Below are 24,315 nucleotides of genomic sequence, written 5' to 3' on the forward strand. Positions count from 1 at the left end.
GGGCCTCCCGTAGCGAGGAACGAGGCGATCCTGACGGGGCCATGATCTTCGAGGTGCCGGGAGGCTGCCACTCAGGACCGTCCGGCCGAGCGCCCGCACCGCCGGGCGGGCCGGGCGCCCGGCCCGCCCGGCGGTTTCGTGCCGTCAGACGCCGGACGGGACCCGGGACGGGCGGCCGCGGCCACGCGTCAGGGAGTAGCCGAAGACGGCCGCGAGCGCGCCCAGCACGCCGCCGCCGACGGTCCACAGCCAGCGGTCGGTCCACCAGCCGGAGGACCAGCCGTCCTCGGGCTCGGTGCCGAGCGCGACCGGAGCGGCCGACGCGTCGGCCGAGGCCTGCTCGGCCGAGGACACTCCGGGAACCAGCGGCTGGGAGAGGGTGCCGTCGACGTCCGAGGCACCTCCCTTGTCGGCCGACGTGACCGCGACCTCGGTGCTCACCGGCAGTCCGAGATCCGCCGACGGCAGGTCCACGACCGTGAGGCGGACGTAGTAGCTGCCGGGCAGCGGGTCGTCGGCCCACGGTTCGGACCAGGCCCGGACGGTCCGCAGGACGCAGGTCAGCTCGACCGCGCCGGCGTCGGCCGCCACCTTGCCGGTCTGCTTCCCGTACATGCAGGCCTGACGGCGGCGCAGTCCGTCGTACACGTCGACCTGCCAGGTCGAGGCGCCGTGCCGGGTGGCGGACTCGGGCAGGGTGACCTTCGCCCTGACCGTGGCCCGCTGACCGGCGTCGGCCGGGAAGACCCAGTACAGGTAGTCGCCGGTGGAGGCGCCCGCGGTGGCGGTCTGGCCCTGCTGGAGCGCCGTGGCGGTACGGAAGGTGGTGCCCGCCTCCGTGGGGCCGGAGCCCTCGGCGGAGGCGCTCGGGTCCGGGCTCGGCGACGGGTCGTCGGCGACGGCGGCACCCGTCCCGGTCAGCAGTGCGAAACCGGTCAGCAGCGTGCCCGCGAGCACGCGTCTCGTACGGAACATCAGCTGGTCCTCCAGACGGCGACGCGCCAGCGCGAGATCCAGCCGGTCAGCAGACCCGCGATCAGTCCGGTCAGGACGAGCACGCCCAGCAGCCACCAGCCGTGGCCGAGGCCGAACGCGGCGGCGTCGGCCGCCTCGTCGGGGCCGTCCACCAGGTCGACGGTCAGCTCGACCGGCATGCCGGGAGCGGTCTTCACCGAGGCGGGCGCGGAGAAGGAGTGGGAGACCTGGAGGCAGACGGTCTCGGCGGCCGGCTTCTCGTCGCCGTCCGTGTCCTGTTCGGGCTTCGGATAGCGCAGCCCGGACGAGATCGCGTCGGTGCGTCCGGTGCCGGACTCCGAACCCCGGACGATCTCCCGGCCGTGCACGGTCACCGCGCGCAGCAGTGTGCCGTAGTCGTTGTTGACGGCCCGGTCGGCGAACACGCTGACGGAGGCGCGCAGTTCCTGGCCGGGCAGCACGTCGACCCGGTACCAGCGGTGCTCGCCGAACTTCGACCGGTCGGTGTAGAGACCGGGCTGCAGCTGCGGGGCGCCGGTGCAGCTGTCCGCACCCTTCGTCGCGACCGGGGTGACGACGGGCTCGGCCGCGCGGTCCACCAACTGCTTGACACGGCCCGAGAGTTCGTCGGTGTGCTGGACGGCGGTGTAGGTGCCGCCGGTGGCCTCCGCGATGCAGGTGAGCTGCTGGCGGATCTTCGCGTTCGGCACCAGGCCGAGGGTGTCGATGACCAGGTGGATGCCGCGGGCCGCGATGTCCCGGGCGACCTCGCACGGGTCGAGCGGACCGCAGGTGTCCTCGCCGTCGCTGATCAGCACGATCCGGCGGGTGGAGTCGCCGCCCTCCAGATCGTCGGCGGCGCCCAGCAGGGCCGGGCCGATCGGGGTCCAGCCGGTGGGGGCGAGGGTGGCGACCGCGGTCTTGGCCTCGGTGCGGTCCAGCGGGCCGACCGGGTACAGCTGCCTGGTGTCCTTGCAGCCGACCTTCCGGTCGTCGCCCGGGTAGTCGGCGCCGAGGGTGCGGATGCCGAGCTGCACCTGCTCGGGCACCGCGTCCAGGACCTCGTTGAACGCCTGCTTGGCCGCGGTCATCCGGGACTGGCCGTCGATGTCGCGGGTCCGCATGGAGCCACTGACGTCGAGCACCAGCTCGACCTTGGGGGAGGCTTTGGCGGGGGGTTCATCGGCCGCGGCGGGGAGCGCCGAGCCGAGCCCGGCGGTCAGGGTGGCGAGCAGGATGCCCACCCCGACCGTCAGCCTTCTTCTTATGATCATCGCCGGATAGTAGTGAACATCAGTTCGCTATCCAAAACGGCTGGTGCCCGCCGCACGCGCTTGTGCGCGGCGTGCGACGGGACATGACTGCCGGTCAGCTCGCCCGGGCCGCTCCCAGCAGGGGGCCGGCCGCCCGCTCCAGTACGGAACCGACCCGGTCCCAGGTCGTCAGATCCCGTTCCACCGCCGCCAGGCGGACGTCATCGCCGGTGTCCCAGCCGGTGGCGATCGCGACCGGATCCGCGCCCGTGGCCGCCGCGGCGGCGAGCGCGGCCGCGCCGAGTGCGACCAGTTCGCCGCTCGCGGGCACCGTCACCGGCCGTCCGGAGAGGCGGCGCACGGTCTCCACCCACACCCTCCCCTGAGCGCCGCCGCCGATCAGCCGCAGCGGGCGGGCCGCCACCTCGGGGTCGTCGGGGTCCAGCCCGCAGGCCCGCAGCAGTTCGTCGAGCGCGCGGAGCACGGTGACGACGGCCCCCTCGTAGGCGGCGCCGAGGAGCTGCTGCGGGGTGGTGTCGTGGCGCAGGCCGGTGAGGAGTCCGGCGGCGGTGGGCAGGTCGGGGGTGCGTTCGCCGTCCAGGTAGGGGAGGAGCACGGCTTCGCCGCCGGGGGCCGCGTCATCGCGGTCCAGGCCGAGCAGGGCGGCCACCTTGTCCACGGCGAGCGTGCAGTTGAGGGTGCAGCCCAGCGGCAGGTACGTGCCGTCCGCCGCAGCGAACCCGGCGAGTGCGGGCGAGGCGGGGCGGGCCCGGGAGGCGGTGAAGACCGTGCCCGATGTGCCCAGGCTGAGGACGGGGTGGTCGAGGAGGCCGGCGCCGCCGAGCCCGAGGCCGACGGCGGCGCTCATGTTGTCGCCGGTGCCGGCCGCGACCGCGATGCCGGCGGCCAGCCCGAGTTCCCCTGCCGCCTGCGCGGTGAGTGAACCGACGCGGGCGGCACCGCTCGACGCCACCTCCGGAAGCATCGCCGGGTCGATGGCGAGCAGGGCCAGCAGCTCGGGGTCGTAGGCGCCGGTCGCGGTGGAGTACCAGCAGGTGCCGGACGCGTCGCCGGGGTCGGTGACGGCCCGGCCGGAGAGGCGCTCGGTGAGGAAGTCGTGGGGGAGCCGGATCGCGGCGGCCGCGGCGGCGGTCTCCGGCTCGTTCTCCCGCAGCCACTGCCACTTCGACGCGGTCATCGAGGCCACGGGCACCGAACCGGTTCGCGCGGTCCAGGCGTCGGCCCCGCCCAGTGCCTCGGTCAGCGCGGCGGCCTGCGGCGCGGAACGGGTGTCGTTCCACAGGAGGGCCGGGCGCAGTGGGCGGCCCGCGCCGTCGAGGACGACCAGTCCGTGCTGCTGCCCGGCCACGGCGATCCCGATGACGTCGGAAGCGGCGGCGCCGGACTCCTTGAGCCCTGCGGCCACCGCGTCGCGCAGCGCCTGCCACCACACCTCCGGATCGCTCTCACGGGCCCCGCCCTCGCCGGTGACGACGTGCGGGGCCCGGCCGACGGCGAGCAGCCGGCCGGTTGCGGTGTCGACGAACGCCGCCTTGGTGGACTGGGTGGAGCTGTCCACACCGATGACGACCGAGTGCGGCGGCATGGCTGACCTCATTCTCTGGTTGACGGGGATTTGATCGTACGAAAAACAAATTACGCGATCGCGCACGCCCCGAACAGGGCTGGACCGGGCCCGCTCCGGATTTCCCGGGACGGGGGGTTACGTCGCGAGGGTGGTCCGTGCATGATTAGTCATGACAGTGAACAAATCGTGGTTCGGCCGCTCGACCGGCTGCGGACCCATGGCACCGAAGGCGGCTGGACCATGACGGAACGCTTCACGCCCACCCCGCAGGACAAGTTCACCTTCGGCCTGTGGACCGTGGGCTGGCAGGGCCGGGACCCGTTCGGTGACGCGACCCGGGCGGCGATCGACCCGGTCGACTCCGTCCAGCGCCTCGCGGAGCTGGGGGCGTACGGCGTGACCTTCCACGACGACGACCTGATCCCGTTCGGCTCCACGGACGCCGAGCGCGAGGGCATCGTGAAGCGGTTCCGCCAGTCGCTGGACGCGGCCGGGCTCGTGGTCCCGATGGCCACGACGAACCTCTTCACCCACCCCGTCTTCAAGGACGGCGCCTTCACCTCCAACGACCGCGACGTCCGCCGTTACGCGCTGCGCAAGGTCATCCGCAACATCGACCTCGCCGTCGAGCTCGGCGCCACCACCTACGTGGCCTGGGGCGGCCGCGAGGGCTCCGAGTCGGGCGCGGCCAAGGACATCCGCGTCGCGCTCGACCGCATGAAGGAGGCCTTCGACCTGCTGGGCGACTACGTCACCGAACAGGGCTACGACCTCCGGTTCGCCATCGAGCCCAAGCCGAACGAGCCGCGCGGCGACATCCTGCTCCCCACCATCGGCCACGCCCTCGCCTTCATCGAGCGCCTGGAGCGCCCGGAGATGGTGGGCGTCAACCCGGAGACGGGCCACGAGCAGATGGCCGGGCTGAACTTCCCGCACGGCATCGCACAGGCCATCTGGGCGGGCAAGCTCTTCCACATCGACCTCAACGGCCAGTCCGGCATCAAGTACGACCAGGACCTCCGCTTCGGCGCCGGCGACCTGCGCCAGGCCTTCTGGCTCGTCGACCTGCTGGAGACGGCCGGCTACGAGGGCCCGCGCCACTTCGACTTCAAGCCGCCGCGGACCGAGGACTACGACGGCGTCTGGGCCTCGGCCGCGGGCTGCATGCGCAACTACCTGATCCTCAAGGAGCGCGCCGCCGCATTCCGCGCCGACCCGGCGGTGCAGGAGGCGCTGCGCGCGTCCCGGCTCGACGAGCTGGCACAGCGCACCGCCGAGGACGGCGTGGCGGGCCTGCTCGCCGACCGCTCGGCCTACGAGGACTTCGACGTGACCGCGGCGGCCGAGCGCGGCATGGCGTTCGAGGCCCTGGACCAGCTGGCGATGGACCACCTGCTCGGCGTCCGCTGACGCCGCCGGCCGCACCGCGGCGGTGACACGAGGGGGACGGACGCACCGTGCGTCCGTCCCCCTCCGTCGTTCACGCCCCGGGTCCGCCGGGCCGTCCGCTCAGGCCGGTGTCCGCCCCGCGTACGCCACCGGGTCGGCCAGCACATCCGTCATCACCAGTGCCGCCGCACCCCGTGCCGCGTCGCCCGCGACGGACGAGGCCCGCAGCCGGCCGCCGCCCGGGGTCCACAGCCCCGACACCACCCGGTCCGTCAGCTCCTCGTCGGCGGGCGGCGCCAGCCACGGCATCAGGTTCCGGTAGATCCCGCCGAGCACCACCGCGTCCGGGTCCAGCAGGTTCACCGCCCCCGACAGCACCCGCCCCAGCATCCGCCCCGCGTCGGCGACCGCGGCCACCGCCCGCTCGTCCCCGGCCCGGGTGCGCCGCTCCAGTTCCTCGACCCCGGTCCCGCTGCCGCTCTCCTCGATCCCCGCCGACCGCAGCAGCGCCGCCTGTCCCGCGTACTGCTCCAGGCAGCCGCGCGACCCGCACCGGCACTGCGGCCCCTCGGAGTCCACCACCACGTGCCCGATCTCCCCGGCGAAACCGTGCGCGCCGCGCAGCAGTTCCCCGTTGATCACCAGGGCACCGCCGACACCGATCTCACCGGTCAGATAGAGGAAGGTCCGGATCCGGCCAAGCCCGCCGAACCAGAGCTCGGCCAGCGCCGCCAGATTCGCCTCGTTCTCCGAACTCACCGTCAGCGCCTCGTGGCCCGGGCGCTCGGCGGCCAGTGCGGCGGCGAACAGCTCCTCGGCCGGCACCTGGTTCCAGCCCAGGTTCGGCGCCTGCCGCACCGAGCCGCCGGAGACCAGACCGGGCAGGGCCAGGGCCACCCCGACCGGGAACAGCTCCTGCTCGCGCGCCGACTCCAGGGTGCGCGCGGCGATCCTGGCCGCCCTGGCCAGTACCTCGGCGGGCGGCGCGCCCCGGTTGTCGAGGTGCTCGGTGAGCCGGACGCGGCCGGTTCCGGCCAGGTCGACGACGCACACCGAGACGTAGTCGATGTTGACCTCGACACCGAGGCCCGCCGGACCGGTGCGGGCCGTCTTCAGCGCGGTCCCCGGCCGGCCCGCCTGCCCGCTGAACGTCTTGCCGGACTCGGTGAGGAACCCGCTGTCGATCAGCTGCTCGACGAGCGAGGACACGGCGGCCCGGGTCAGTCCCACCCGCGCGGCGACCCCGGCCCGGGTCGCCTCGCCCTCGCCCTCGTCACGGACGGCCCGCAGCACGAGGCTGAGGTTGCTGCGCCGGACGGTGTCCTTGTCGGCCTTGGGCCCCAGCGGCGTGAGGTTGCTCTTCATATCGGTCCCGAGCCTATGCGATTCCGTACGCGCGTACGGTCCCGATGCGGCAGGACCGGGGCCGGGTCCTCGGATGCGGCCCGGCCCCGGCCACCGCTCAGTCGGTGGCGCCGCGCTCCTTGAGCATGTCCGCCATGAGCGCGATCTCCGACCGCTGGCCCAGCACCATGCCCGAGGCCAGATTCCGGATCTCCTCGGTGCCCGCCGCGTCGGCGGCCGCCTGCGCCATCTCCGCCCCGGCCCGGTGGTGCGCGGTCATCAGTCTCAGGAACCGCACCTCGGCGTCCCGGCCCTTCGCCGCACGCAGCGCGTCGAGCTCCGCGTCGGTCGCCATGCCGGGCATCAGCGCCCCGTCACCGCGCGAGGTGAAGGCGTGCCCCATCCAGGCCATGGGCGGACCGGGGGAGCTCTTCGACCGGCCCCAGGTCTCCAGCCAGCCCAGCATCATGCCGCGCTGGTTGGCCTGGGTGTTGATGATGTCGTACGCCAGCCGGCGCACCGCCACGTCCGCGGTGCGGTCCCGGACGACGAACGCCATCTCGACCGCCTGCTGATGGTGGACGGCCATGTCGCGCGCGAACCCGACATCGGCCGAGGTCTCGGCGGGGGCGGACGTGGACGACGCGGCGCCGGTGTCCGAGGGGGAGGAGGACGAGGGCCGCGCCAGCATCAGCACGACCAGGCCGGCCGCCACCAGCAGGACCGCGCCGCCGGCCAGCACCATCGGCCGCCACGTACGGGCCGAGGGCGTGGCCCGACCGCCCTGAGCCGCCTGGCTTGCCTGGCTCACTTGGCGATCCCGCCCGAGCAGGCGGCACCCGGCTCCGGCGTCTGCGGACCCTGGACGTACTTCGTGAAGAACTGCGCGACGCGGGCGTCGGACGCGCTCTTGACGGCCAGCTGCTTGCCCCAGGCGCTGAGCATCAGCGGGGAGCCCTGGTCCTCCAGCGGGCTCATCAGGGAGTACGGGGTGGCCGAGACCTTGTCCTGGAGCTTCTTCACGTCGGCCGCGCTCGCCTTGCTCGTGTACGTGACCCAGACGGCGCCGTGCTCCAGCGAGTGGACGGCGTTCTCCTTCGGTATCTCCTTGCTGTAGACGTCGGCGTCGCAGTTCATCCACACCGGGTTGTGGTCGCCGCCGACCGGCGGGTTCATCGGGTAGTCGACCTTCTTCTCGACGTGGTTCTGCGTGAGCTTGTCCCAGCTCTTCTCGCCCTCGACGGGCGAGGCCTTGGCGGCCGTCTTGGCCTTGTCCTGCTCGTCGGCCGCGTTCATCAGATAGCCGCCGCCGGCGACGAGACCCGCGACGACGAGCACGGCCGCGCCGATCGTGATGACGCGGCTGCGGCGCTCGCGGGCCCGCTCCTGGCGGCGGGCCTCCTCCAGCTTGGCGCGGCGGGCGTTGGCAGGGGTGTTCTGCTTCTTGGCGGAAGCCATGACGGGTCCTCGGTTTCGGTGGAACGGACGGGTTGCGGGCATGCGGCAGCGTCCCGGGTGGTCCGGGACGTGCGCGGCTGCTAGATCCGTTGAACCTGGAGGAGGAGATGGTCGACGTCGGCCACGGTGTCGTTGGACGGGCCGCGGATGACGGCTCCGCCGGTGAGCGGGGCCGCGGGCAGCGTCGCGGCGGCCGAGGGCGGCGAGGCGGGGGCGGGCTGTCCGGGCAGCAGGACCGGGGCCGAGTGCTCCGAGGCGCCGTGGCAGGAACTCCCCGACCCGCGGTCGTCGGGGGCGACGGCCACCACGGCCCGTACCGCGGACGCCGGGGCGGCGGGGGTGATCCGGGGAGCCGTCGCGGCGGAGGCCGCCGCGTGGTGCGCGGAGGCCGGCCGGCCGGACGTCAGCGGGCAGCACACCACCATGGCGACGAGGACGAACACCCAGCCGAGCACCACCGGCACGCGGATGCTCCGCCGCCGGTCCGGGTGCTCGCTCAGCCAGTTCACCCCGGCATCGTACTGGTCTGTGAACTTTCAATGAGTGCCGGACCGGCAGGAACGCCGGCCGGTGAAGCTGTGGATCCCGGGGGAAAGGGTTCCGCCGCGGGCGCGCCGGGATAGTGTGCCCCGGTGACAACGCACTCGAACGTATCTGCGGGCTGGTATCCGGATCCGCACGGCGCCCCCCAGCTGCTGCGCTACTGGGACGGTTCCCAGTGGACCGAGCACACCAACCCGGCGGGCGGACAGCAGCAGGCGCAGGCTCCCGCGCAGGCCCCGGCCCAGCCGGCCCAGGTTCCGCAGCAGCAGCACCAGCCGCAGGCGGCCCAGCAGCAGTACCAGCAGCAGGCGCCTGCCCAGCAGCAGCCCGCCGCGGTGCCGCAGCAGGGCATGCCGCAGCAGCAGGGCGGCGTCCCGGGCGGCGCCTCGCTCTTCAACCAGCAGGTCCTGGTCGTGAACCAGAAGGCCAAGCTGATCGAGGTGACGAACGAGTACAGCGTCTTCGATCAGAACGGCAACACCATCGGTTCGGTCGTGCAGGTGGGCCAGAGCGCGCTCCGCAAGGTGCTGCGCTTCCTGACCAGCATCGACCAGTACCTGACCCACCGGCTCGAGATCCGCGACGCCTACGGCCAGCCGCAGCTGCTGCTGACCCGGCCGGCGAAGTTCATCAAGTCCAAGGTCATCGTGCAGCGCGCGGACGGACAGCCGGTCGGCGAGATCGTCCAGCAGAACGCCATCGGCAAGATCAACTTCGCGATCATGGTCGACGGTCAGCAGATCGGCGCGATCAAGGCCGAGAACTGGCGCGCCTGGAACTTCGCGATCGTCGACCACAACGACGCCGAGATAGCCCGGATCACCAAGACCTGGGAAGGCCTCGCGAAGACGCTCTTCACCACGGCGGACAACTACGTGCTGCAGATCCACTACCAGCTGCCCGAGCCGCTGCTGAGCCTCGTGGTGGCGACGGCGCTGACCGTGGACACGGCCCTCAAGCAGGACGCCCGCGGCCTCGGCTGAGCCGGCACCCGCGTATGCGAGGACGCCCGCACCCCCCGAAGGGTGCGGGCGTCCTCATGTGTTCACTCCGGTGTGCGGCCGGGCGGCCCGGTGTCGGGCGGACCCAGCCGGGAGAACACCGCCGCGAGGATCACCGCGGCCAGTGCCCCGGCGGCCACACCGCTGCCGAAGACGGTCCGCGCCCACACCGGAAGCCCCGCGTACATCTCGGGCGCGAAGACCGGCAGCAGGCCGACGCACAGGGCCAGGGCGACCACGATGCCGTTCGTGCCGTGGCTGAGGTTCTCGCGGCTGAGCATGCCGAACCCCATCGTGGCGATCACCGCGTAGATGATCAGCCCCGCGGCCCCGACCACCGGCTCCGGGATGGCGGCGAGCAGCCGGGTGAGCGGCGTGATCAGGCCGCACAGGATCAGCAGCACGCCCGCGCCCGCCGTGACGAACCGGCTCCGCACCCGGGTGAGCTGGACGATGCCGATGTTCTCGGCGCTGGTCACCATCAGCGACGTACCGAAGACGCCCGCGCCCAGCGAGGTCACGGCGTCCGCGCGGGAGATCCGCGGCACGTCACGGGCCGCGTCCGGAGTACGTCCCACCGCCTCGCTGTTGAGCACGGTCTGGCCGGTCGCCTCCGCCAGCGAGGCGAGCGCGAAGACCAGCAGCGGCACGGCGGCCAGCAGATCGAAGTGCGGTGTGCCGTACGGGAACGGGTCGGGCAGCGCGAAGGTGCTGCCGTGCGCCATGTGGAACGCCGTACCGCTCACCGCCGCCACGAACGTGCCGCCCGCGAGGCCGAAGAGCACCGACATCTGCCGCCAGACACCGCGCATGAACAGGAAGAACAGGGCGGTGATGCCGAGTGTGGCGAAGCCGAGCCCCGGTCCCGAGGCGATCATCGGCGCGGTGATCTTGATCATGTTGATCCCGATCAGGACCACCGTGGTGCCCATGACCAGCGGCGGGAAGAACCGCACCAGCCGCCCGTACAGGGGCAGTACGGCGATCAGGAAGACCGCCGCGATGAGCACCGAACCGGAGGCGGTGGCCGGCCCGTGCTCCTTGGCGACCTGGAGGAAGATCGCCACCGCGGCGCCGCCCGGCAGCATCAGGAACGGCAGCCGGGCGCCGATGCGCAGCGCCTTCACTCCCAGCGACTGGAGCAGCGCGCCGATGCCGCAGAGCACGAGGGTGGCGCTCAGCAGCGACGCCGTCTGCGACGCCGACAGCGACAGCGTGGTGCCGATCAGGATGACCGAGGAGACGGGGGCCGCCACCCCGGCCAGCAGGTGCTGGAACGCGAGCGGGACCAGCCGGGGGAGCGGAAGCCGCTCGTCGACCGGTGCGACGGACGGGGCCGACGAGGCGGGGGCGGCCGTGCCGGGGACGGTCGTGTCGGGGACGGGGGAGGCCATGGTCCGGCTCAGCCCTTCGGGACGTCGAGCCAGGGGAGCTCCCGGTCCGAGTAGCGGTAGGAGCGGAACACGGCGTTGGGCTCGGACGGGAACAGCTTGCGCACTTCTTCTTCCTGGTAGCCGCCGAAGAACGGCACGACGTACTCCCAGCAGAGATAGCCCTCGGCGGTCACCTCGAAGAGGCGTCCCGCCGGGGAGTCCGTCACGAGCGTGTTCCCGTTCGGCAGGCGCTGGGCGCTGCCCATGAACGGGGCGAAGAACGACTCGCGTGCCGGGTCGTGGTACTCCCAGACAATGGTGCCACTCGACCGTTCGATCTCGATGACCCGGCTGAACGGCACGTCCCAGTGCGGCCGGAAGACGCCGTTGTCGAAGACCAGGAAGTTGCCGTTCTCCAGTTCGGTCGGGCAGTGCTGCTGCGATACGGCACCGGGCTCGCTGCGCCAGATGATCTCGCCGGTCTCCCGGCTGATGACGACGACGGCGGAGACGGAGCGGAAGCTCGCCAGGATGTTGCCGTCGCTGGTCGGCAGCACGCTGTTGATCAGCGGGTAGTGCTCGCGCGAGTAGTCGGGGTGCAGCGGGAAGGCCTCGCGGTCGAGGTGCTCGGAGACCTTCCACTCCCAGACCGTGTTCCCCTCGGCGTCCACCTCGACGATGGTGTCCGCCCAGACCGTCCCGCCGGGCTCCGAGCCGGGCACCCCGCCCCGGACGGCGGCCGCGGCCTCGCCGGTCAGCGGCTCCAGCGCGGCGTAGAGCAGCCGGCCGTCGCCGTAGTGGTACGCGTCGTGGTGCTGGAAACGGTCGCGGTGCTCGCGCACCACCGTGCCGTCGGGGGTGATCTCCTGCATGATCCCGCCGCGGTACTTGTGCCACATCGGGAAGAGCGCCGGCTCGTCCGGCAGGACGCCGCTGTAGGCGAGGTTGCCGTTGGGCAGGATCCGGGCGTGCCGGCCGGGGCGGTACGGGAGGTCCCACCGGTGGACCACCTCACCGCGCATGTCGATGAGGTACACCTCGCCGCCGCCGGTCAGCGGGGCGAACAGGGTGTACCCGCCGTAGCTGGCGTCCTCGTCCAGGGCTATGAGCCCGGTGCCGCGGCGCCGTCGCTGGTTCTGGTCCACGAGGGGCATGGATCGGTCCTCCCGGTTAACTTTATTAGGTGGGACTTAAAAGGTTAACCGGCCCGGTAGGCTGCTCCCTGCCCCGCCGGCTGTGGTGTGCGGCACGCGGGACACGGAGTGGATGAGATGAGCGAGGCGGACACACCGCTGGTCGGCCCGGGAATCCGCCGACGGCGCCGCGCACTTGAACTGACCCTCGCGGAGGTCGCGCGACGGGCCGGGCTCTCCGTCCCCTTCCTCAGCCAGATCGAGAACGGCCGCTCCCGGCCGAGCATGGGATCGCTCCAGCGCATCGCCGACGCGCTCGACACGACCGCGGTCCAGCTGCTGTCCACGGCCGAGGCGCCCCGCCCCGTCGACGTGGTGCGCGGCAGCTCCGCCTCCGTACGGGAGACGGGTGCGGAGGGCGACGGTGACGGCCGGATGCGTCCGCTGGTCCGCGGCCATCAGCGGCTGCACGCGCTGGAGTTCACCGGGGACCACGACTGGGGCCGCGAGTTCCGGCACCGCAACGACGAGATCCTGTACGTCGCCGACGGCTCGGCGGAGGTCGAGGCGGACGGCAGCTTCTACCGTCTGGAGCGGGGCGACACGCTCTACTGCGCGGGCGGCCTGGTGCACCGCTGGCGCCCGATCGAAGCGGGCACCCGGGTCCTCGTCGTCGGCATCGGGGACCACGTCCAGGTGACGGACGAGCAGACCGGCTGACGGGCGGCCCGCGCGCCTGTGCCCAGCGGTGACGGCTCAGCCGTACCGGACGAACAGCTCCCGCAGGTACTCCTCCAGCCGCCCGGTCAGCAGTCCGGGCGTCAGGTCCTCCCGTCCCAGTTCGCGCCAGGGGCCGGCCACCTTCTCCGCGTCGGGGGCGAAGGCGAGCGCGTCCAGCAGGCGCCAGTAGAGGTGGTCGCCCGGGTCCCGGGCGAGCGCGCCGCCCGCCGCGAGATAGGCGTCGGCGAAGGCCATGCCGGATCGGGGTCCGTGCAGCAGGGCCAGGGCCGTGGAGCAGTGGGCCACGTCCAGGTCCGCCGGCCCCCAGGAGGTCTCCACCCAGTCGACGACGCCCGTGACGCGCACGGATTCGCCCTCGCCGTCGAACAGCACGTTGCCCGGATGGAAGTCCCGGTGGAGGAAGCGGGGCCGGTAGGCCGGTGCGTCGCGGCGGATGACGTCGACGGCCCGCCGCCACAGCCCGGGGCTCGTGGTGGTCTCCGGGACGCGCACCCGATCGGCGGCGGTCCACGCCTCGTACGTGCGGGGCCGGTTCTCCGCGGTGACGTCGACGCCGTGGATACGCACCAGCTGGGCGGCCAGCAGCCCGGCCCGGCGTTCCGCGCCCGCGTCGGACAGCCGGACGCCTCCCGGCAGCAGGGACATCAGCAGCGACGGATGGTCGCAGTGCGCCGCCGTCGCGTCCACCGCGTGCAGGGCCGCCGCGGGCACGTCCGTACCGCCGAGCAGTGCCAGCACGTCGGCCTCGCGCCTGAGCAGGCCGGGCGCGTGCCGGACGAAGAACGGCTTGACGAAGGAGCGCAGCACCAGCTGCCCGGGCGCCCCGCCGCCGGTCACGCTCAGCCGCCGCATCTGCGAGGTCCAGCCCCCGCGCAGCCGCTCCGCGCCGACAATCGTGGCGCCCTCGGGCAGCCCGTTCTCCACCCAGGTGCGGGTGCGGCCCCATTCGGTGCCCCGGTCGTCCCTGTCCTGCTCGCCCACCGCTGCCTCCCCGCCTCGTGCCGGAAGGCTATCGAGGCGGGTCCTGCCCCTCGTCACCTGCCCGGTGGATACCGAACGCGGCGCCCTGCGGATCGCGGACCACGGCGATCCTGCGGCCGTGCGCGATGTCCGTCGGAGGCATCAGCAGATCACCGCCGCCGCTCTGGGCGGTAGCCGCCGTCGCGTCGACGTCGGAGACGGCGATGTACGGCAGCCAGTGCGGCGGCACCTCGGGCGGGATGTTCCCCTCCATCGCCAGCAGGCCGCCGAAGTCCGCCCCGTCGACACCCCACTGCGGGTACGTGTCCGACGGCGTGACCGACCACCCGAAGACGTCGTCGTAGAAGGTGAGCGCCGTATCGCGGTCTCGGGTGGCGAGCTCGGTCCAGCCCAGGGCGCCGGGCTCGTTGAACAGGTCGGCACCGGCGAAGGCGCGCCCCTGCCACAGCGAGAACACCGCACCGGACGGGTCCGCCAGGACGGCGAACCTGCCCTCCTCGAAGACGTCCATCGGACCGACCAGCAGGGTCCCGCCCGCCGCCTTCGCCTTCTCGGCCACGGCGTCCGTGTCCTCGGCGGCGAACGAGACCGTCCAGGCGGGCGGCTGTCCGGGCTGGTAGACGGGGCTGAGCGCCGCGACCCGGGCGTCCCCCAGCCGCGCCATGGTGTAACCGCCCGCCTCCTCGCGCGGATCGGTCTCGCACCGCCAGCCGAAGAGGGCCGTGTAGAAGGACTTGGCCGCCGGTACGTCGGACGTGCTCAGCTCGATCCAGCAGGGACCGCCGGGCACCGGTGCGGTGAGCTTCATTCGGGACTCCTCGATGCGGGGGTGGACGGGTGAGGGGCACGTTCTGTCGCGGCCTCCTGGCACAGCTGAACGCTATGACCGCGGACCCGGGAGAGCCATCGGGGAGCGGCACGACACGAAGTCTTTTACAGGTGTAATACCTGTTAAAGTATGTGGGTGAGCGATACAACTGTTCGGACCCGGCAGCCCTCCGTCCGCAGAATCCCGCTGGCCGCCCCGCTGCGCCTGGCCCGGCCCTCGGACATGTGGTTCAAGCCGGCGACCAGCGTGGTCGTGTCCACGGCGATCCCCAACCTGGTGCTCTACTCCCTGGACCGCCTCGACCTCGTGATGTACACGATGGCCGGATCGCTCTGTGCCCTGTACGGCCACAACCTGCCGTACGCCCGCCGCGCCAGGGCCGTCGCCGGCGTCGTGCTCGGCATGCTCGCCGGCCTCGCCGTCTCCCTGCTCACGGCCTCGCTGACCGGCTCCACCGCCGTGCTGATCGCGGCCGGCGCGCTCCTGGCCGCCGGACAGAAGCTGCTCTGCGACGCCACCCGCATCGGGCCGCCGGGACCGGTGATCTTCACCTTCGTCAGCTCCGCCGCCCTGTTCTCCCCGCAGGAGCTCCACCAGGTGCCGGGCCACCTCGCCCTGACCCTCGGCGCGGGCGCGGTGTCCTGGCTCGTGACCGTCGCCCCGGCCCTGGTCCGCCGGGAGGGGCCCGAGCGCCGCGCGACCGCCCGCGCGTTGAACGCCGCGGCCGGCTACGCCGCCGACCCCGGCCACCGCACCCGTCACACCGCGGTCACCGCCGTCCACGGGGCCTGGCAGACCCTCATGGCCGCCGGCCGCCCCACCCCGGTCCGCACGGCGCTGGAACGCCTCGTCGTCCACGCCGAAGCCGCGCTCGCCGACGCTCCGCGCACCGCGGCCGAGGGTGCCGCCGACGCGGCGCGGCTCTCCGACTGGGCCCGGCGGACCCGCGCCCGCGGCCCCGTGCCCACCCCGCCGCCCGCCCCCGGAACCGCCGCCGAACTCTTCGGCGTCGAGGCCGAACGCACCGCCCGCGGCGGAGCCGTGCGCGCCCTGCTCCACCGGCTCGCCCCCGGCTCCCCGCTGCTGCCGATCGCGGCCCGCACCCTCATCGGCTGCGCCCTGGCCGGTTACATCTGCTCGGCCGCCGGCGTCGGCCGCCCCTACTGGGCGATCGTGACCGCCGCCTCGCTCTACCAGGCCAACGTCACCCTGTCCTGGAACCGCACGCTCCAGCGCACCGTCGGCAACCTCATCGGTGTCCTGGTCTTCGCCGCGGTGCTCCCGCTCACCCGGACGGACCCGCTGGTCCTGATCGGCTTCTGCCTCTTCTTCGGCTTCGCGGCCGAGGCGCTGATCACCCGCAACTACTGGCTCGGCTCCGTGGCCGTCACGCCGATGGCCCTGCTCGTCCTGGAGTACGCGGGCAGCCACCCGGCCGGCGAACTCATCGGGGACAGGGCCCTGGACACCGTCATCGGCGCCGCCGTCGGCTTCCTCGCCGCGGTGCTCGTCACCAACCGCCGCGCGGGCGGCCGCGTCGAACAGGCCCTCGCCGCCGCCGAACAGGCCCGCGCCCACGCCGTACGGACCCTCGCGGCCCCCGCCGTCACCCCCGCAGCCCTGGACGCGGCCCGCCGCGGGCTCACCGGGGCCCTGGTCGAACTGCGCGAGGCGGACGACACCGCCGCCGGTGAGTGGTGGCAGCGCGACCTGCCCCAGGAGGCGGTACTCGCCGCCGAGCAGGCCGGACACCGTACGCTCGCGGCGACAGCGACACGGCGGGGGACGATCGCCCCGGCCCAGGAGAACGGAGCGGTGTGACCGACGACATCGTCGCCTCGGTGGTACGGCAGTGGCAGGCCGTCAATCCGGAACTCGACACCGGGCCGATGGAACTCATCGGCCGGATCAACCGCTGCTCCGCCCTGCTCCAGCAGGCCGAGGACGCACCGCTGCGGGCCGCCGGGCTGACCCGCCCCGAGTTCGACCTGCTGGGCGCCGTGCGCCGGACCGACCGTGAACTCACCCCGGGCGAACTGGCCAGGGAGACGTTCTCCTCCGGAGCCGCCGTCACCAAGCGGCTGCGGGTCCTCCAGGAGCGCGGCCTCATCGGCCGGCGCGGCGACGCCCGGGACCGCAGGGTCGCACTCGTCCGTCTCACCGACGAGGGCCGGGCCCTGGTCGACGGACTGCTGCCCCGCCAGCTGGCGTACGAACGCGCGGTGCTCTCCGGCCTCGACGCGGAGTCCCGCGAGCGGCTCAGCGCCCAGCTCAGCGAACTGCTGGTCCAGCTGGAGGGCCGGATCGGCGGCGCCCGCCACTGACCGCCGCGCCGCCGGCCCGTCGCCCGTCCGTCAGGACCGGTCCGCGGGCCGCTGCCCGGCCGGGTCCGGCAGCGCGGCCGACTGCCGGAGTTCCCCCGCCCGGCGCGACAGCGCGGTGTCGTCGCCGCGGTCGGCCGGCGCGCACGCCGTCAGCGCCAGCCGGTCGCGCCAGGTGGAACCGGTCAGCGGCACGGCGACCGTGTACACGCCCGGCACCGACTCGCCGCGGCCGAACGCGCAGCCCCGGTCACGGATCTCCGCCAGTTCCGCGAGAAGCGCCGAACGGGAGCCGTGCGTACGGGGAGTGACCTCCTCCAGCCGCTCCCGCGGATACAGCGCACGGATCTGCTCGGTGGTCATCCAGGACAGCAGCAGCTTGCCGCCCGCCGTGGCGTGCGCGGGCCGGCTGCGGCCCCGCTCCAGCACCACCCGTACCGCGTGCGCGGACTCCCGGCCGTCCGTGACGAGGACCCGGTCGCCGATCAGCGCCACGCTCTGCACGGTCTCGCCGGTCCGCCGTACGGCGTCGTCCAGCACCGCGCCGACCCGCTCCCGCACAGCGGTGCCGAAGCCGGCGGGGCGGCCCAGCCGCACCAGTTCGGGACCGGCACAGTAGCCCCGCCCCGACGCGTCCCGGACCGCGAAACCGCGCCCCTCCAGGGTGCTGAGGACCCGGTGGGCGGTGGAGCGGCCGATGTCGAGCAGCGCGGCCGCCTCGGAGACGGTCAGCGCGTCATGGGTGAGGAACAGCCGCATCAGCCGGAGGCCGGTGTCGAGCGATTCGATGGTGTAGTCCCGCGCCGGCCCCATGAGAAGTCTGTTCCCCTTCGTGCCCCGGATTGCCCTGCACCCTTGCGGTGGTCATGAATCTGCTCCTTTCGATCCGCTTCGATCGCATGTGCGCTTGTCCTTCCCTGCGGGACGAGCGACAGCGGCAAAGGGTCTGATTCCGCGGAGACTTGAGTGCCGACCGTACCCAGCGTCCCGCTGTGCGGGATGCCGCCGGGTGATTCATCCGCATCCGGCCCCGTCGTCACTCCCCGCTTACGAGCGTTGGCGGTGCGTGCAAAAACTCGTGAGTGTATTACCGCCCGAGTGCTCGCGCAGGGGGTTGGGTGAATGTGCCGAAGCACTGTTTCGATCTGACTAAGCTCACGCGCAGTGAAGTCGAGTTGAGATGAATTCGAGCACTTGTTCCTCACTGCCCTGCAAGTGCCGTATCTCCTGAATACTCCCCCCGAATCAACCGCCAGAGGTTTTAGATGGTTCGTGTTGAATCACCGCCGACCGACCGGGAAACACCTGTTGCCCGCGCCGTGTTGCTGCCCGTCGTCGTGACGGCCGGAGCGACCGCGGCCGCCGTGGCACTGGTCGCCGAGGCCGCGCGGATACCAGTCGTCTGGTGCGGCGTCGTCGCCACCGTCGTGATCGCCGCACTCTCCGCCCAACTCGCCCGCCGCGGCCGCGCGGCCCGCCGGCAGCGCGCCAATTACGAGCAGCGCATCACCGCGCTGGAACGGCGCATCGCCAGCCACGACGAAGAGACCGTGCGCATCAGCAAGGAGCTGCTGCCGGCCGCCATCCACCGGCTGCGCGTGGGCAATTCGCCCGACGAGGTGCTCCGGGACGTCGTGGACGCCGACGAGGTCTACCGCCATCTCCCCGACGCCCAGCGCGCCCTCGTCTACACGGTGCTGGACATCATCGACAACGAGGAGGCGACGCGTGACTCCGCGCAGCGCGCCTTCGTCAACGTCGCCCGCCGCGTCCAGGCGATCGTCCACCGCCAGGCCAGTGAACTGCGCGAGATGGAGGAGCACCACGGGCGCAACCCCGACGTCTTCGACGACCTCCTCCGCATCGACCACGGCACCGCGCTGATCGGCCGCCTCGCCGACTCCATCGCGGTCCTCGGCGGCGCCCGCCCCAGCCGTCAGTGGCCCAAGCCCGTACCGCTGTTCAGCGTGCTGCGCGGTGCCATGTCGCGCATCCTGGAGTACCCGCGCGTCGATCTGCACTCGATCGCCAAGGTCGCCATCATCGGCACCGCGGTCGAACCCCTCATCCACGCCTGCGCCGAACTCCTCGACAACGCCACCCGGTACTCACCGCCGCAGACCCGGGTGCACGTCACCGCGGTCGAGGTGCAGACCGGCATCGCCATCGAGATCGAGGACGGCGGCGTCAGCCTCAGCGAGGAGGCCCGCGCACGGGCCGAGAACATGCTGGCCAGGGCCCAGGCCGGGTCCAGCATGAACGACCTCGGCGAGTCCCCGCGCCTCGGCATGGCGGTCGTCGGCCGGCTGTCGCGGATGTACGACCTCCAGGTCTCGCTGCGGCAGTCCGCGTACGGCGGCGTCCGCGCCGTGCTCATCGTGCCCCGCGCCATGATCACCACCGGGCCCGCTCCCGGTATCGCCCACGGCATCGGCGCCACGTCGCGGCCCACCAGCGACATCGACCTCGCGGACATGAAGCACGTCGTCCCGGCCCGCAGCACCCACCGCAAGCCGCGCACCGTCACCTCCCGTCCGGTCAGCGGACCCGTATCGCCCGAAACCCGCCCCGTCACCCCGGCCGTCGCCATGGAGGACGACGTCCCCGTGGTCACCGAGTGGACCGCGGGCGGACTCCCGCAGCGCCGCAGCCGCGGCCGTGCACCCCTCGGTTCGCACAACCTCCCCGCGCAGTCCACCGACACCGGCGCGGGCCGGACCAACGGCCACGGCAACGGACACGACAACGGCAAGGAACCGCCTCCCGGGATCTGGCTGGAGGCGTTCACCAAGGCCGCCAACGGCGTGCCCAAGGACCCCAGGGCGGACGAAGACTCTGACGATGCGTGGGACAAGGGAGACCTGAAGTGATCCAGCAACGGGGCAACATGGACTGGATGCTCAAAGAGCTCGCCGACGACGTCCCCGACATCCACCAGATCGTGGTCCTCTCCGCGGACGGCCTGCGCATCGCCCGGCACGGCGGCGACCCCGACGTCGCCGACCGGCTCGCGGCGGCCTGTGCCGGACTGCAGAGCCTGGCCGCCGCCGTCGCCTCCGAGATCCCGTACAGCGACGGCAGGATGCGGCTCGTCGTCATCGAGGTCACCGGCGGCTTCTTCTACCTGATGGCCGCGGGTGCCGGCGCCTATCTCGCGGTGCTCGCCGGCGAGACGGTGGACGCGGGACTCGTCGGCTCACGGATGCGCGACATGGTCGTGCGCATCGGCGCCCACCTCACGAGCCCGCCCCGACATGACGGGCAGGCCGGATGAGTTCTTCCCGGCGAGAACGCCGCAAGGCCGACCCGGCACTGAGCGATCCGGAGCGGCTGTACGTCATCACCGGCGATCCCGACGGCAGCGAGCGGGCAGCGCTCGACCTGGTCACGATGGTGGTCTCGAAGTCGGATCCGTCACCGACGGTCCAGCCCGAGCAGGCCGTGATCCTGCGGCTCTGCCAGGCACCGTTGTCCGTCGCCGAGATCTCCGCCTACCTCAGCCTGCCCTTCAGCGTGGTGACCTCGCTCCTCACCGAACTCCTCGCGACCGAACTGATCGAATCGCGCGCACCGATCGTCCGCGCAACCCTCCCGGACAGGTCCCTCCTCGAAGCGGTGATGCATGGACTTCAGAAACTCTGACACGATCACGGGCCCCCGGAGCGAGGACGTCCTTCCCACCACGGCCACCGCCGCGGTGAAGGTCGTGATCGTCGGCGGGTTCGGGGTCGGCAAGACGACCATGGTCGGCTCGGTCAGCGAGATCCGGCCGCTGACCACCGAAGAGACCATGACGCAGGCCGGCGTCGGCGTGGACGACAACTTCGGGGTGGAGAGCAAGACCGCCACCACCGTCGCCATGGACTTCGGCCGGATCAGCATCAGCGAGGAGCTGATCCTCTACCTGTTCGGCACCCCGGGCCAGGAACGCTTCTGGTTCCTGTGGAACGGCCTGTTCGAAGGCGCACTCGGCGCGGTCGTCCTCATCGACACCCGCCGGCTCGAAGTCAGCTTCGACGTCATCGGACGGCTGGAGGAGCGCGGCGTGCCGTTCGTCGTCGCCGTCAACACCTTCCCGGATGCGCCGAAACACCCCGTCGAGGCGCTGCGCAGCGCCCTGGACCTCCCGGACGAGGTCCCGATGATCGACTGCGACGCCCGGCTGCGCGCCTCCAGCCGCGATGTGCTGATGACCCTCATGCGCTATCTGCACAGTCTGGCCGTCCCGCTCGGCTGACGTCGCCCGCCCGCGTCGCCCGCCACCCGTTCCGCGCGCCCCCACGCGTACCCCCATTCGTCCGGCCCTTGGCAGCCTGATCCCTGGAGCGATCGTGACAACCCCATTCCACTACGAGCCCGGCGAGGCCCCGGGGCCGGTTCCGCCCCCCGAGTGCCCGGCCCACGGCCTCGGCATCGGCCCCGGCGGCCTGCGACGGTTCTACGGCCCCGAGGCCGAACAGGACCCGCACGGCCTGTACGAGAAACTGCGCGCCGAACACGGCGCGGTGGCGCCCGTGCTGCTGCACGGGGACGTGCCCGCCTGGCTGGTCCTCGGGCACAGCGAGAACCTGCACATGACCCGTACGCCCTCGCAGTTCTCCCGCGACTCCCGCCGCTGGCGGGCCCTGCAGGACGGCAGCGTCGCCCCCGACCACCCGCTGGCCCCGATCTTCACCTGGCAGCCGATCTGCGTCTTCGCCGACGGCGCCACCCATGAGCGCCAGCGCGGCGCCGTCACCGACTCCATGGGCCGGATCGACACCCGCGGCGTGCGGCGCCACGTCAACCGCTACAGCAACCGGCTCGTCAACGACTTCTGCCGGGAGGGCCGCACCGACCTGGTCGCCGACTTTGCCGAGCGACTGCCCATGATGGTGATGTGCGCGATCCTCGGCATGCCCGAGGAGTACAACGACCGGATGGTGCAGGCCGCCCGCGACATGACCCGGGGCACCGCGACCGCCGTCGAGAGCAACGCCTATGTGCTGGCCGCGCTGAGCCGTCTCGTCGAACGGCGCCGCCGCGAGCCCGCGGACGACTTCGCCACCTGGCTCGTCGAGCACCCCGCCGACATGAACGACCAGGAGGTCGCCGAACACCTGCGGCTGATCCTGATCGCCTCCTACGAGTCGACCGCCAACCTGATCGCCAACGTGCTCCGCATGGTGCTCACCGACCCGCGCTTCCGGGCCCGGCTCAGCGGCGGGCACATGACCGTCCCCGAGGCGGTCGAGCAGACCCTGTGGGACGAGCCGCCGTTCACCGCGGTCTTCGGCCGCTGGGCGGTCGGGGACACCGAGCTGGGCGGGCAGCGCATCAAGGCGGGCGACGCGATGATCGTCGGGATCGCCCCGGCCAACACCGACCCGGTGGTCCGGCCCGACCTCAACGCCAACATGGAGGGCAACCGCGCCCACCTCGCGTTCAGCGGCGGACCCCACGAGTGCCCCGGCCAGGACATCGGGCGCGCCATCGCCGACGTCGGCGTCGACGCCCTGCTGATGCGCCTGCCCGATCTCGAACTCGCCGTGGCCGAGAGCGAACTCCAGTGGGTCGGCAACATCATGGGCCGCCATCTGGTGCAGCTCCCCGCCGAGTTCGCCCCGCGCTCCCCGCAGGACGACCGGGAACCGCCGTCCATGGGCAAGCCGAACCCGGCCCGCCAGGACTGGGAGGTGCAGTCCGCGGTCCGGCACACGGCGCCGACCCCGGTACGCGCCACCGCCCCGGCGCCCACCGAACCGGCCCGTGCGGGCACGGCCCCGGCCGGCGCCACCGCCACCGCCGACGGATCCGTCGATGCGCTGGCCGGCCCGCAGGGCGAGGGCTCCGCCTCCGGGATGATCCCGCAGCAGCGCAGGCCAGCGGCCCCGGCCCGGCTGTGGCGGGTCGTCACCCGCTGGTGGAACGGCTACTGACCTGCCGCGACCGACGGCGGACGGCCCGGTGGAGGCGGACCTGCGGGTCCCCGCCACCGGGCCGTTCCACCGGCCGGTCGCTCGCCCCGCCGCCCGGCCTGCCCACGTACCATGCGGAAGCGTGAAGCTGACAATTCTGGGCGGCGGCGGATTCCGGGTTCCACTCGTCTACGGGGCGCTGCTCGCCGACCACGCCGAGGGCCGGGTCTCGGCCGTCACCCTCTACGACACGGACGCCGACCGGCTCACCGCCGTCGCCCGGGTCCTCACCGAGCAGGCCGATTCGGTGCCCGACGCACCCACCGTCGTCGCGACCACCGAACTCGACGAGGCACTGCGCGGCGCCGACTTCGTCTTCTCCGCGATCCGGGTCGGCGGCCTCGCCGGCCGGGCGGCCGACGAACGGGTCGCGCTGGACGAAGGGGTGCTCGGCCAGGAGACCGTCGGCGCGGGCGGCATCGCCTACGGGCTGCGCACCGTCCCGGTGGCCGTCGACCTCGCCCGCCGCATCGCCCGGCTCGCCCCGCACGCCTGGGTCATCAACTTCACCAACCCGGCCGGCCTGGTCACCGAGGCCATGTCCCGGTACCTCGGCGACCGCGTCATCGGCATCTGCGACTCACCGGTCGGCCTCGGCCGGCGCATCGCCCGGGTGCTCGGAGCGGACCCCGGCCGGGCCCGGATCGACTACGTCGGACTCAACCACCTGGGCTGGGTGCGCGGGCTGTACGTGGAGGGCCGCGACGAACTCCCGCGCCTGCTGGCCGACCCCGAGCTGCTCGGCTCGTTCGAGGAGGGCCGGCTCTTCGGCACCGACTGGCTGCGCTCCCTGGGCTCGGTCCCCAACGAGTACCTGCACTACTACTACTTCAACCGGGAGGCCGTCCGCGCCTACCAGGAGGCGGACCAGACCCGGGGCGCCTTCCTCCGGGAGCAGCAGGAGGGCTTCTACGGCCGGATGAAGGACCCCGCCACGCCCGCGCTCGCCACCTGGGACCGCACCCGCGCCGAGCGCGAGGCCACGTACATGTCGGAGAACCGGGAGGTCGCAGGGGCGGGGGAGCGCGAGGAGAGCGATCTGGAATCCGGCGGCTACGAGCAGGTCGCGCTCGCGCTCATGCGGGCGGTCGCCCGCAACGAGCAGACGTCCCTGATCCTCAACGTCCGCAACCGCATGACCCTTTCGGTGCTCGACGCGGAGGCCGTGATCGAGGTCCCGTGCCTGGTCGACGCGAACGGTGCCCGCCCGGTCGCCGTGGAGCCGCTTCCGTACCACGCGGTCGGCCTGGTCACCGCGGTGAAGGCCGTCGAGCGCGCGGTGCTCGACGCGGCGGCGAGCGGCTCCCGCGCCGACGCCGTCCGGGCGTTCGCCCTGCACCCGCTGGTCGACTCCGTGTCGGTGGCCCGCCGCCTGGTGGACGGCTACACGAAGGCCCACCCGGAGCTGGCGTACCTCCACTAGCGCGAG

23 protein-coding genes are annotated in these 24,315 nt (G+C 72.7%); 11 read left to right on the forward strand and 12 right to left on the reverse strand.

Annotation, left to right across the window (positions count from 1 at the left end; translation table 11 throughout):
- Window positions 1-144: 144 nt before the first annotated feature.
- From OG408_RS34245 to xylB, 3 genes are all read right to left on the reverse strand, one after another.
- Window positions 145-975, reverse strand: coding sequence for a hypothetical protein (locus OG408_RS34245; RefSeq protein WP_326673602.1), 831 nt, complete (start codon window positions 973-975; stop codon window positions 145-147).
- Window positions 975-2,249: a VWA domain-containing protein gene (locus OG408_RS34250; RefSeq protein WP_266785317.1), complete on the reverse strand. Its 1,275-nt coding sequence runs from the start codon at window positions 2,247-2,249 to the stop codon at window positions 975-977. The genes OG408_RS34245 and OG408_RS34250 overlap by 1 nt, the downstream gene beginning before the upstream one ends.
- A gap of 94 nt (window positions 2,250-2,343) precedes the next feature.
- Window positions 2,344-3,834, reverse strand: coding sequence for a xylulokinase (gene xylB / locus OG408_RS34255; protein WP_326673603.1), 1,491 nt, complete (start codon window positions 3,832-3,834; stop codon window positions 2,344-2,346).
- A gap of 222 nt (window positions 3,835-4,056) precedes the next feature.
- Here xylB and xylA point away from each other — a divergent pair, with 222 nt between their 5' ends.
- Window positions 4,057-5,226: a xylose isomerase gene (gene xylA, locus OG408_RS34260; protein ID WP_266785321.1), complete on the forward strand. Its 1,170-nt coding sequence runs from the start codon at window positions 4,057-4,059 to the stop codon at window positions 5,224-5,226.
- Window positions 5,227-5,325: 99 nt separating this feature from the next.
- On the opposite strand, the gene OG408_RS34265 is transcribed toward xylA, so the two are convergent.
- The 4 genes from OG408_RS34265 to OG408_RS34280 all read right to left on the reverse strand — a co-directional run bounded on the left by OG408_RS34265 (window position 5,326) and on the right by OG408_RS34280 (window position 8,516).
- Complete coding sequence (locus OG408_RS34265) at window positions 5,326-6,570, reverse strand: ROK family protein (RefSeq protein ID WP_285564273.1); 1,245 nt, start codon at window positions 6,568-6,570, stop codon at window positions 5,326-5,328.
- A gap of 97 nt (window positions 6,571-6,667) precedes the next feature.
- Entirely contained in the window at window positions 6,668-7,294 is a 627-nt protein-coding gene (locus OG408_RS34270) for a DUF305 domain-containing protein (RefSeq protein ID WP_266786597.1), read from the reverse strand.
- A 62-nt stretch (window positions 7,295-7,356) separates the two neighbouring features.
- Window positions 7,357-8,007: a DUF3105 domain-containing protein gene (locus tag OG408_RS34275; protein WP_326673604.1), complete on the reverse strand. Its 651-nt coding sequence runs from the start codon at window positions 8,005-8,007 to the stop codon at window positions 7,357-7,359.
- Window positions 8,008-8,087: 80 nt separating this feature from the next.
- Window positions 8,088-8,516, reverse strand: a complete 429-nt coding sequence (locus OG408_RS34280) for a hypothetical protein (protein WP_326673605.1) — start codon at window positions 8,514-8,516, stop codon at window positions 8,088-8,090.
- Between the two features lie 123 nt (window positions 8,517-8,639).
- On the opposite strand from OG408_RS34280, the gene OG408_RS34285 reads away from it, so the two are divergent.
- A complete protein-coding gene (locus OG408_RS34285; protein WP_266785329.1) occupies window positions 8,640-9,533 on the forward strand; it encodes a phospholipid scramblase-related protein in 894 nt (297 codons plus the stop codon).
- Window positions 9,534-9,595: 62 nt separating this feature from the next.
- Here the strand turns inward: OG408_RS34285 and OG408_RS34290 are convergent, their stop codons facing one another.
- Both OG408_RS34290 and OG408_RS34295 read right to left on the reverse strand, forming a co-directional pair.
- The gene (locus OG408_RS34290; protein ID WP_326673606.1) at window positions 9,596-10,945 is read right to left on the reverse strand and encodes a uracil-xanthine permease family protein; all 1,350 of its coding nucleotides are present in this window, start codon (window positions 10,943-10,945) and stop codon (window positions 9,596-9,598) included.
- Between the two features lie 8 nt (window positions 10,946-10,953).
- Window positions 10,954-12,078, reverse strand: a complete 1,125-nt coding sequence (locus OG408_RS34295) for an aryl-sulfate sulfotransferase (RefSeq protein WP_326673607.1) — start codon at window positions 12,076-12,078, stop codon at window positions 10,954-10,956.
- Between the two features lie 117 nt (window positions 12,079-12,195).
- Here OG408_RS34295 and OG408_RS34300 point away from each other — a divergent pair, with 117 nt between their 5' ends.
- A complete protein-coding gene (locus OG408_RS34300; protein ID WP_266785335.1) occupies window positions 12,196-12,777 on the forward strand; it encodes a helix-turn-helix domain-containing protein in 582 nt (193 codons plus the stop codon).
- Between the two features lie 36 nt (window positions 12,778-12,813).
- Here OG408_RS34300 and OG408_RS34305 read toward each other — a convergent pair whose 3' ends face one another.
- Together OG408_RS34305 and OG408_RS34310 are read right to left on the reverse strand one after the other, a co-directional pair.
- Window positions 12,814-13,779 (reverse strand): phosphotransferase family protein, encoded by a 966-nt coding sequence (locus tag OG408_RS34305; protein ID WP_442806089.1) that lies wholly within the window; start codon window positions 13,777-13,779, stop codon window positions 12,814-12,816.
- A 28-nt stretch (window positions 13,780-13,807) separates the two neighbouring features.
- Complete coding sequence (locus OG408_RS34310; protein ID WP_326673608.1) at window positions 13,808-14,587, reverse strand: VOC family protein; 780 nt, start codon at window positions 14,585-14,587, stop codon at window positions 13,808-13,810.
- A 150-nt stretch (window positions 14,588-14,737) separates the two neighbouring features.
- Here OG408_RS34310 and OG408_RS34315 point away from each other — a divergent pair, with 150 nt between their 5' ends.
- Both OG408_RS34315 and OG408_RS34320 read left to right on the forward strand, forming a co-directional pair.
- Entirely contained in the window at window positions 14,738-16,429 is a 1,692-nt protein-coding gene (locus OG408_RS34315) for an FUSC family protein (RefSeq protein WP_442806090.1), read from the forward strand.
- Window positions 16,426-16,932, forward strand: a complete 507-nt coding sequence (locus tag OG408_RS34320; RefSeq protein ID WP_285564266.1) for a MarR family winged helix-turn-helix transcriptional regulator — start codon at window positions 16,426-16,428, stop codon at window positions 16,930-16,932. The genes OG408_RS34315 and OG408_RS34320 overlap by 4 nt, the downstream gene beginning before the upstream one ends.
- Before the next feature lie 30 nt (window positions 16,933-16,962).
- On the opposite strand, the gene OG408_RS34325 is transcribed toward OG408_RS34320, so the two are convergent.
- On the reverse strand, window positions 16,963-17,742 hold the full coding sequence (locus OG408_RS34325; protein WP_266785341.1) for an IclR family transcriptional regulator: 780 nt from the start codon (window positions 17,740-17,742) through the stop codon (window positions 16,963-16,965).
- Window positions 17,743-18,194: 452 nt separating this feature from the next.
- Here OG408_RS34325 and OG408_RS34330 point away from each other — a divergent pair, with 452 nt between their 5' ends.
- From OG408_RS34330 to OG408_RS34355, 6 genes are all read left to right on the forward strand, one after another.
- Window positions 18,195-19,799: a sensor histidine kinase gene (locus OG408_RS34330; RefSeq protein WP_285564264.1), complete on the forward strand. Its 1,605-nt coding sequence runs from the start codon at window positions 18,195-18,197 to the stop codon at window positions 19,797-19,799.
- Window positions 19,796-20,203: a roadblock/LC7 domain-containing protein gene (locus OG408_RS34335; RefSeq protein WP_024494673.1), complete on the forward strand. Its 408-nt coding sequence runs from the start codon at window positions 19,796-19,798 to the stop codon at window positions 20,201-20,203. Before OG408_RS34330 ends, OG408_RS34335 begins: the two co-directional genes overlap by 4 nt.
- A complete protein-coding gene (locus tag OG408_RS34340) occupies window positions 20,200-20,571 on the forward strand; it encodes a DUF742 domain-containing protein (RefSeq protein WP_266785348.1) in 372 nt (123 codons plus the stop codon). Before OG408_RS34335 ends, OG408_RS34340 begins: the two co-directional genes overlap by 4 nt.
- Complete coding sequence (locus tag OG408_RS34345) at window positions 20,552-21,166, forward strand: GTP-binding protein (RefSeq protein WP_136324767.1); 615 nt, start codon at window positions 20,552-20,554, stop codon at window positions 21,164-21,166. The genes OG408_RS34340 and OG408_RS34345 overlap by 20 nt, the downstream gene beginning before the upstream one ends.
- A gap of 94 nt (window positions 21,167-21,260) precedes the next feature.
- Window positions 21,261-22,847 carry a cytochrome P450 gene (locus OG408_RS34350; protein WP_326673610.1) on the forward strand — a complete coding sequence of 529 codons (1,587 nt, stop codon included), beginning with the start codon at window positions 21,261-21,263 and terminating at the stop codon, window positions 22,845-22,847.
- 121 nt (window positions 22,848-22,968) lie between these two features.
- Complete coding sequence (locus OG408_RS34355; RefSeq protein WP_285564262.1) at window positions 22,969-24,309, forward strand: 6-phospho-beta-glucosidase; 1,341 nt, start codon at window positions 22,969-22,971, stop codon at window positions 24,307-24,309.
- The last annotated feature ends 6 nt before the right edge of the window (window positions 24,310-24,315 follow it).

Source organism: Streptomyces sp. NBC_01257, assembly GCF_035917255.1.
Lineage (GTDB): Bacteria > Actinomycetota > Actinomycetes > Streptomycetales > Streptomycetaceae > Streptomyces.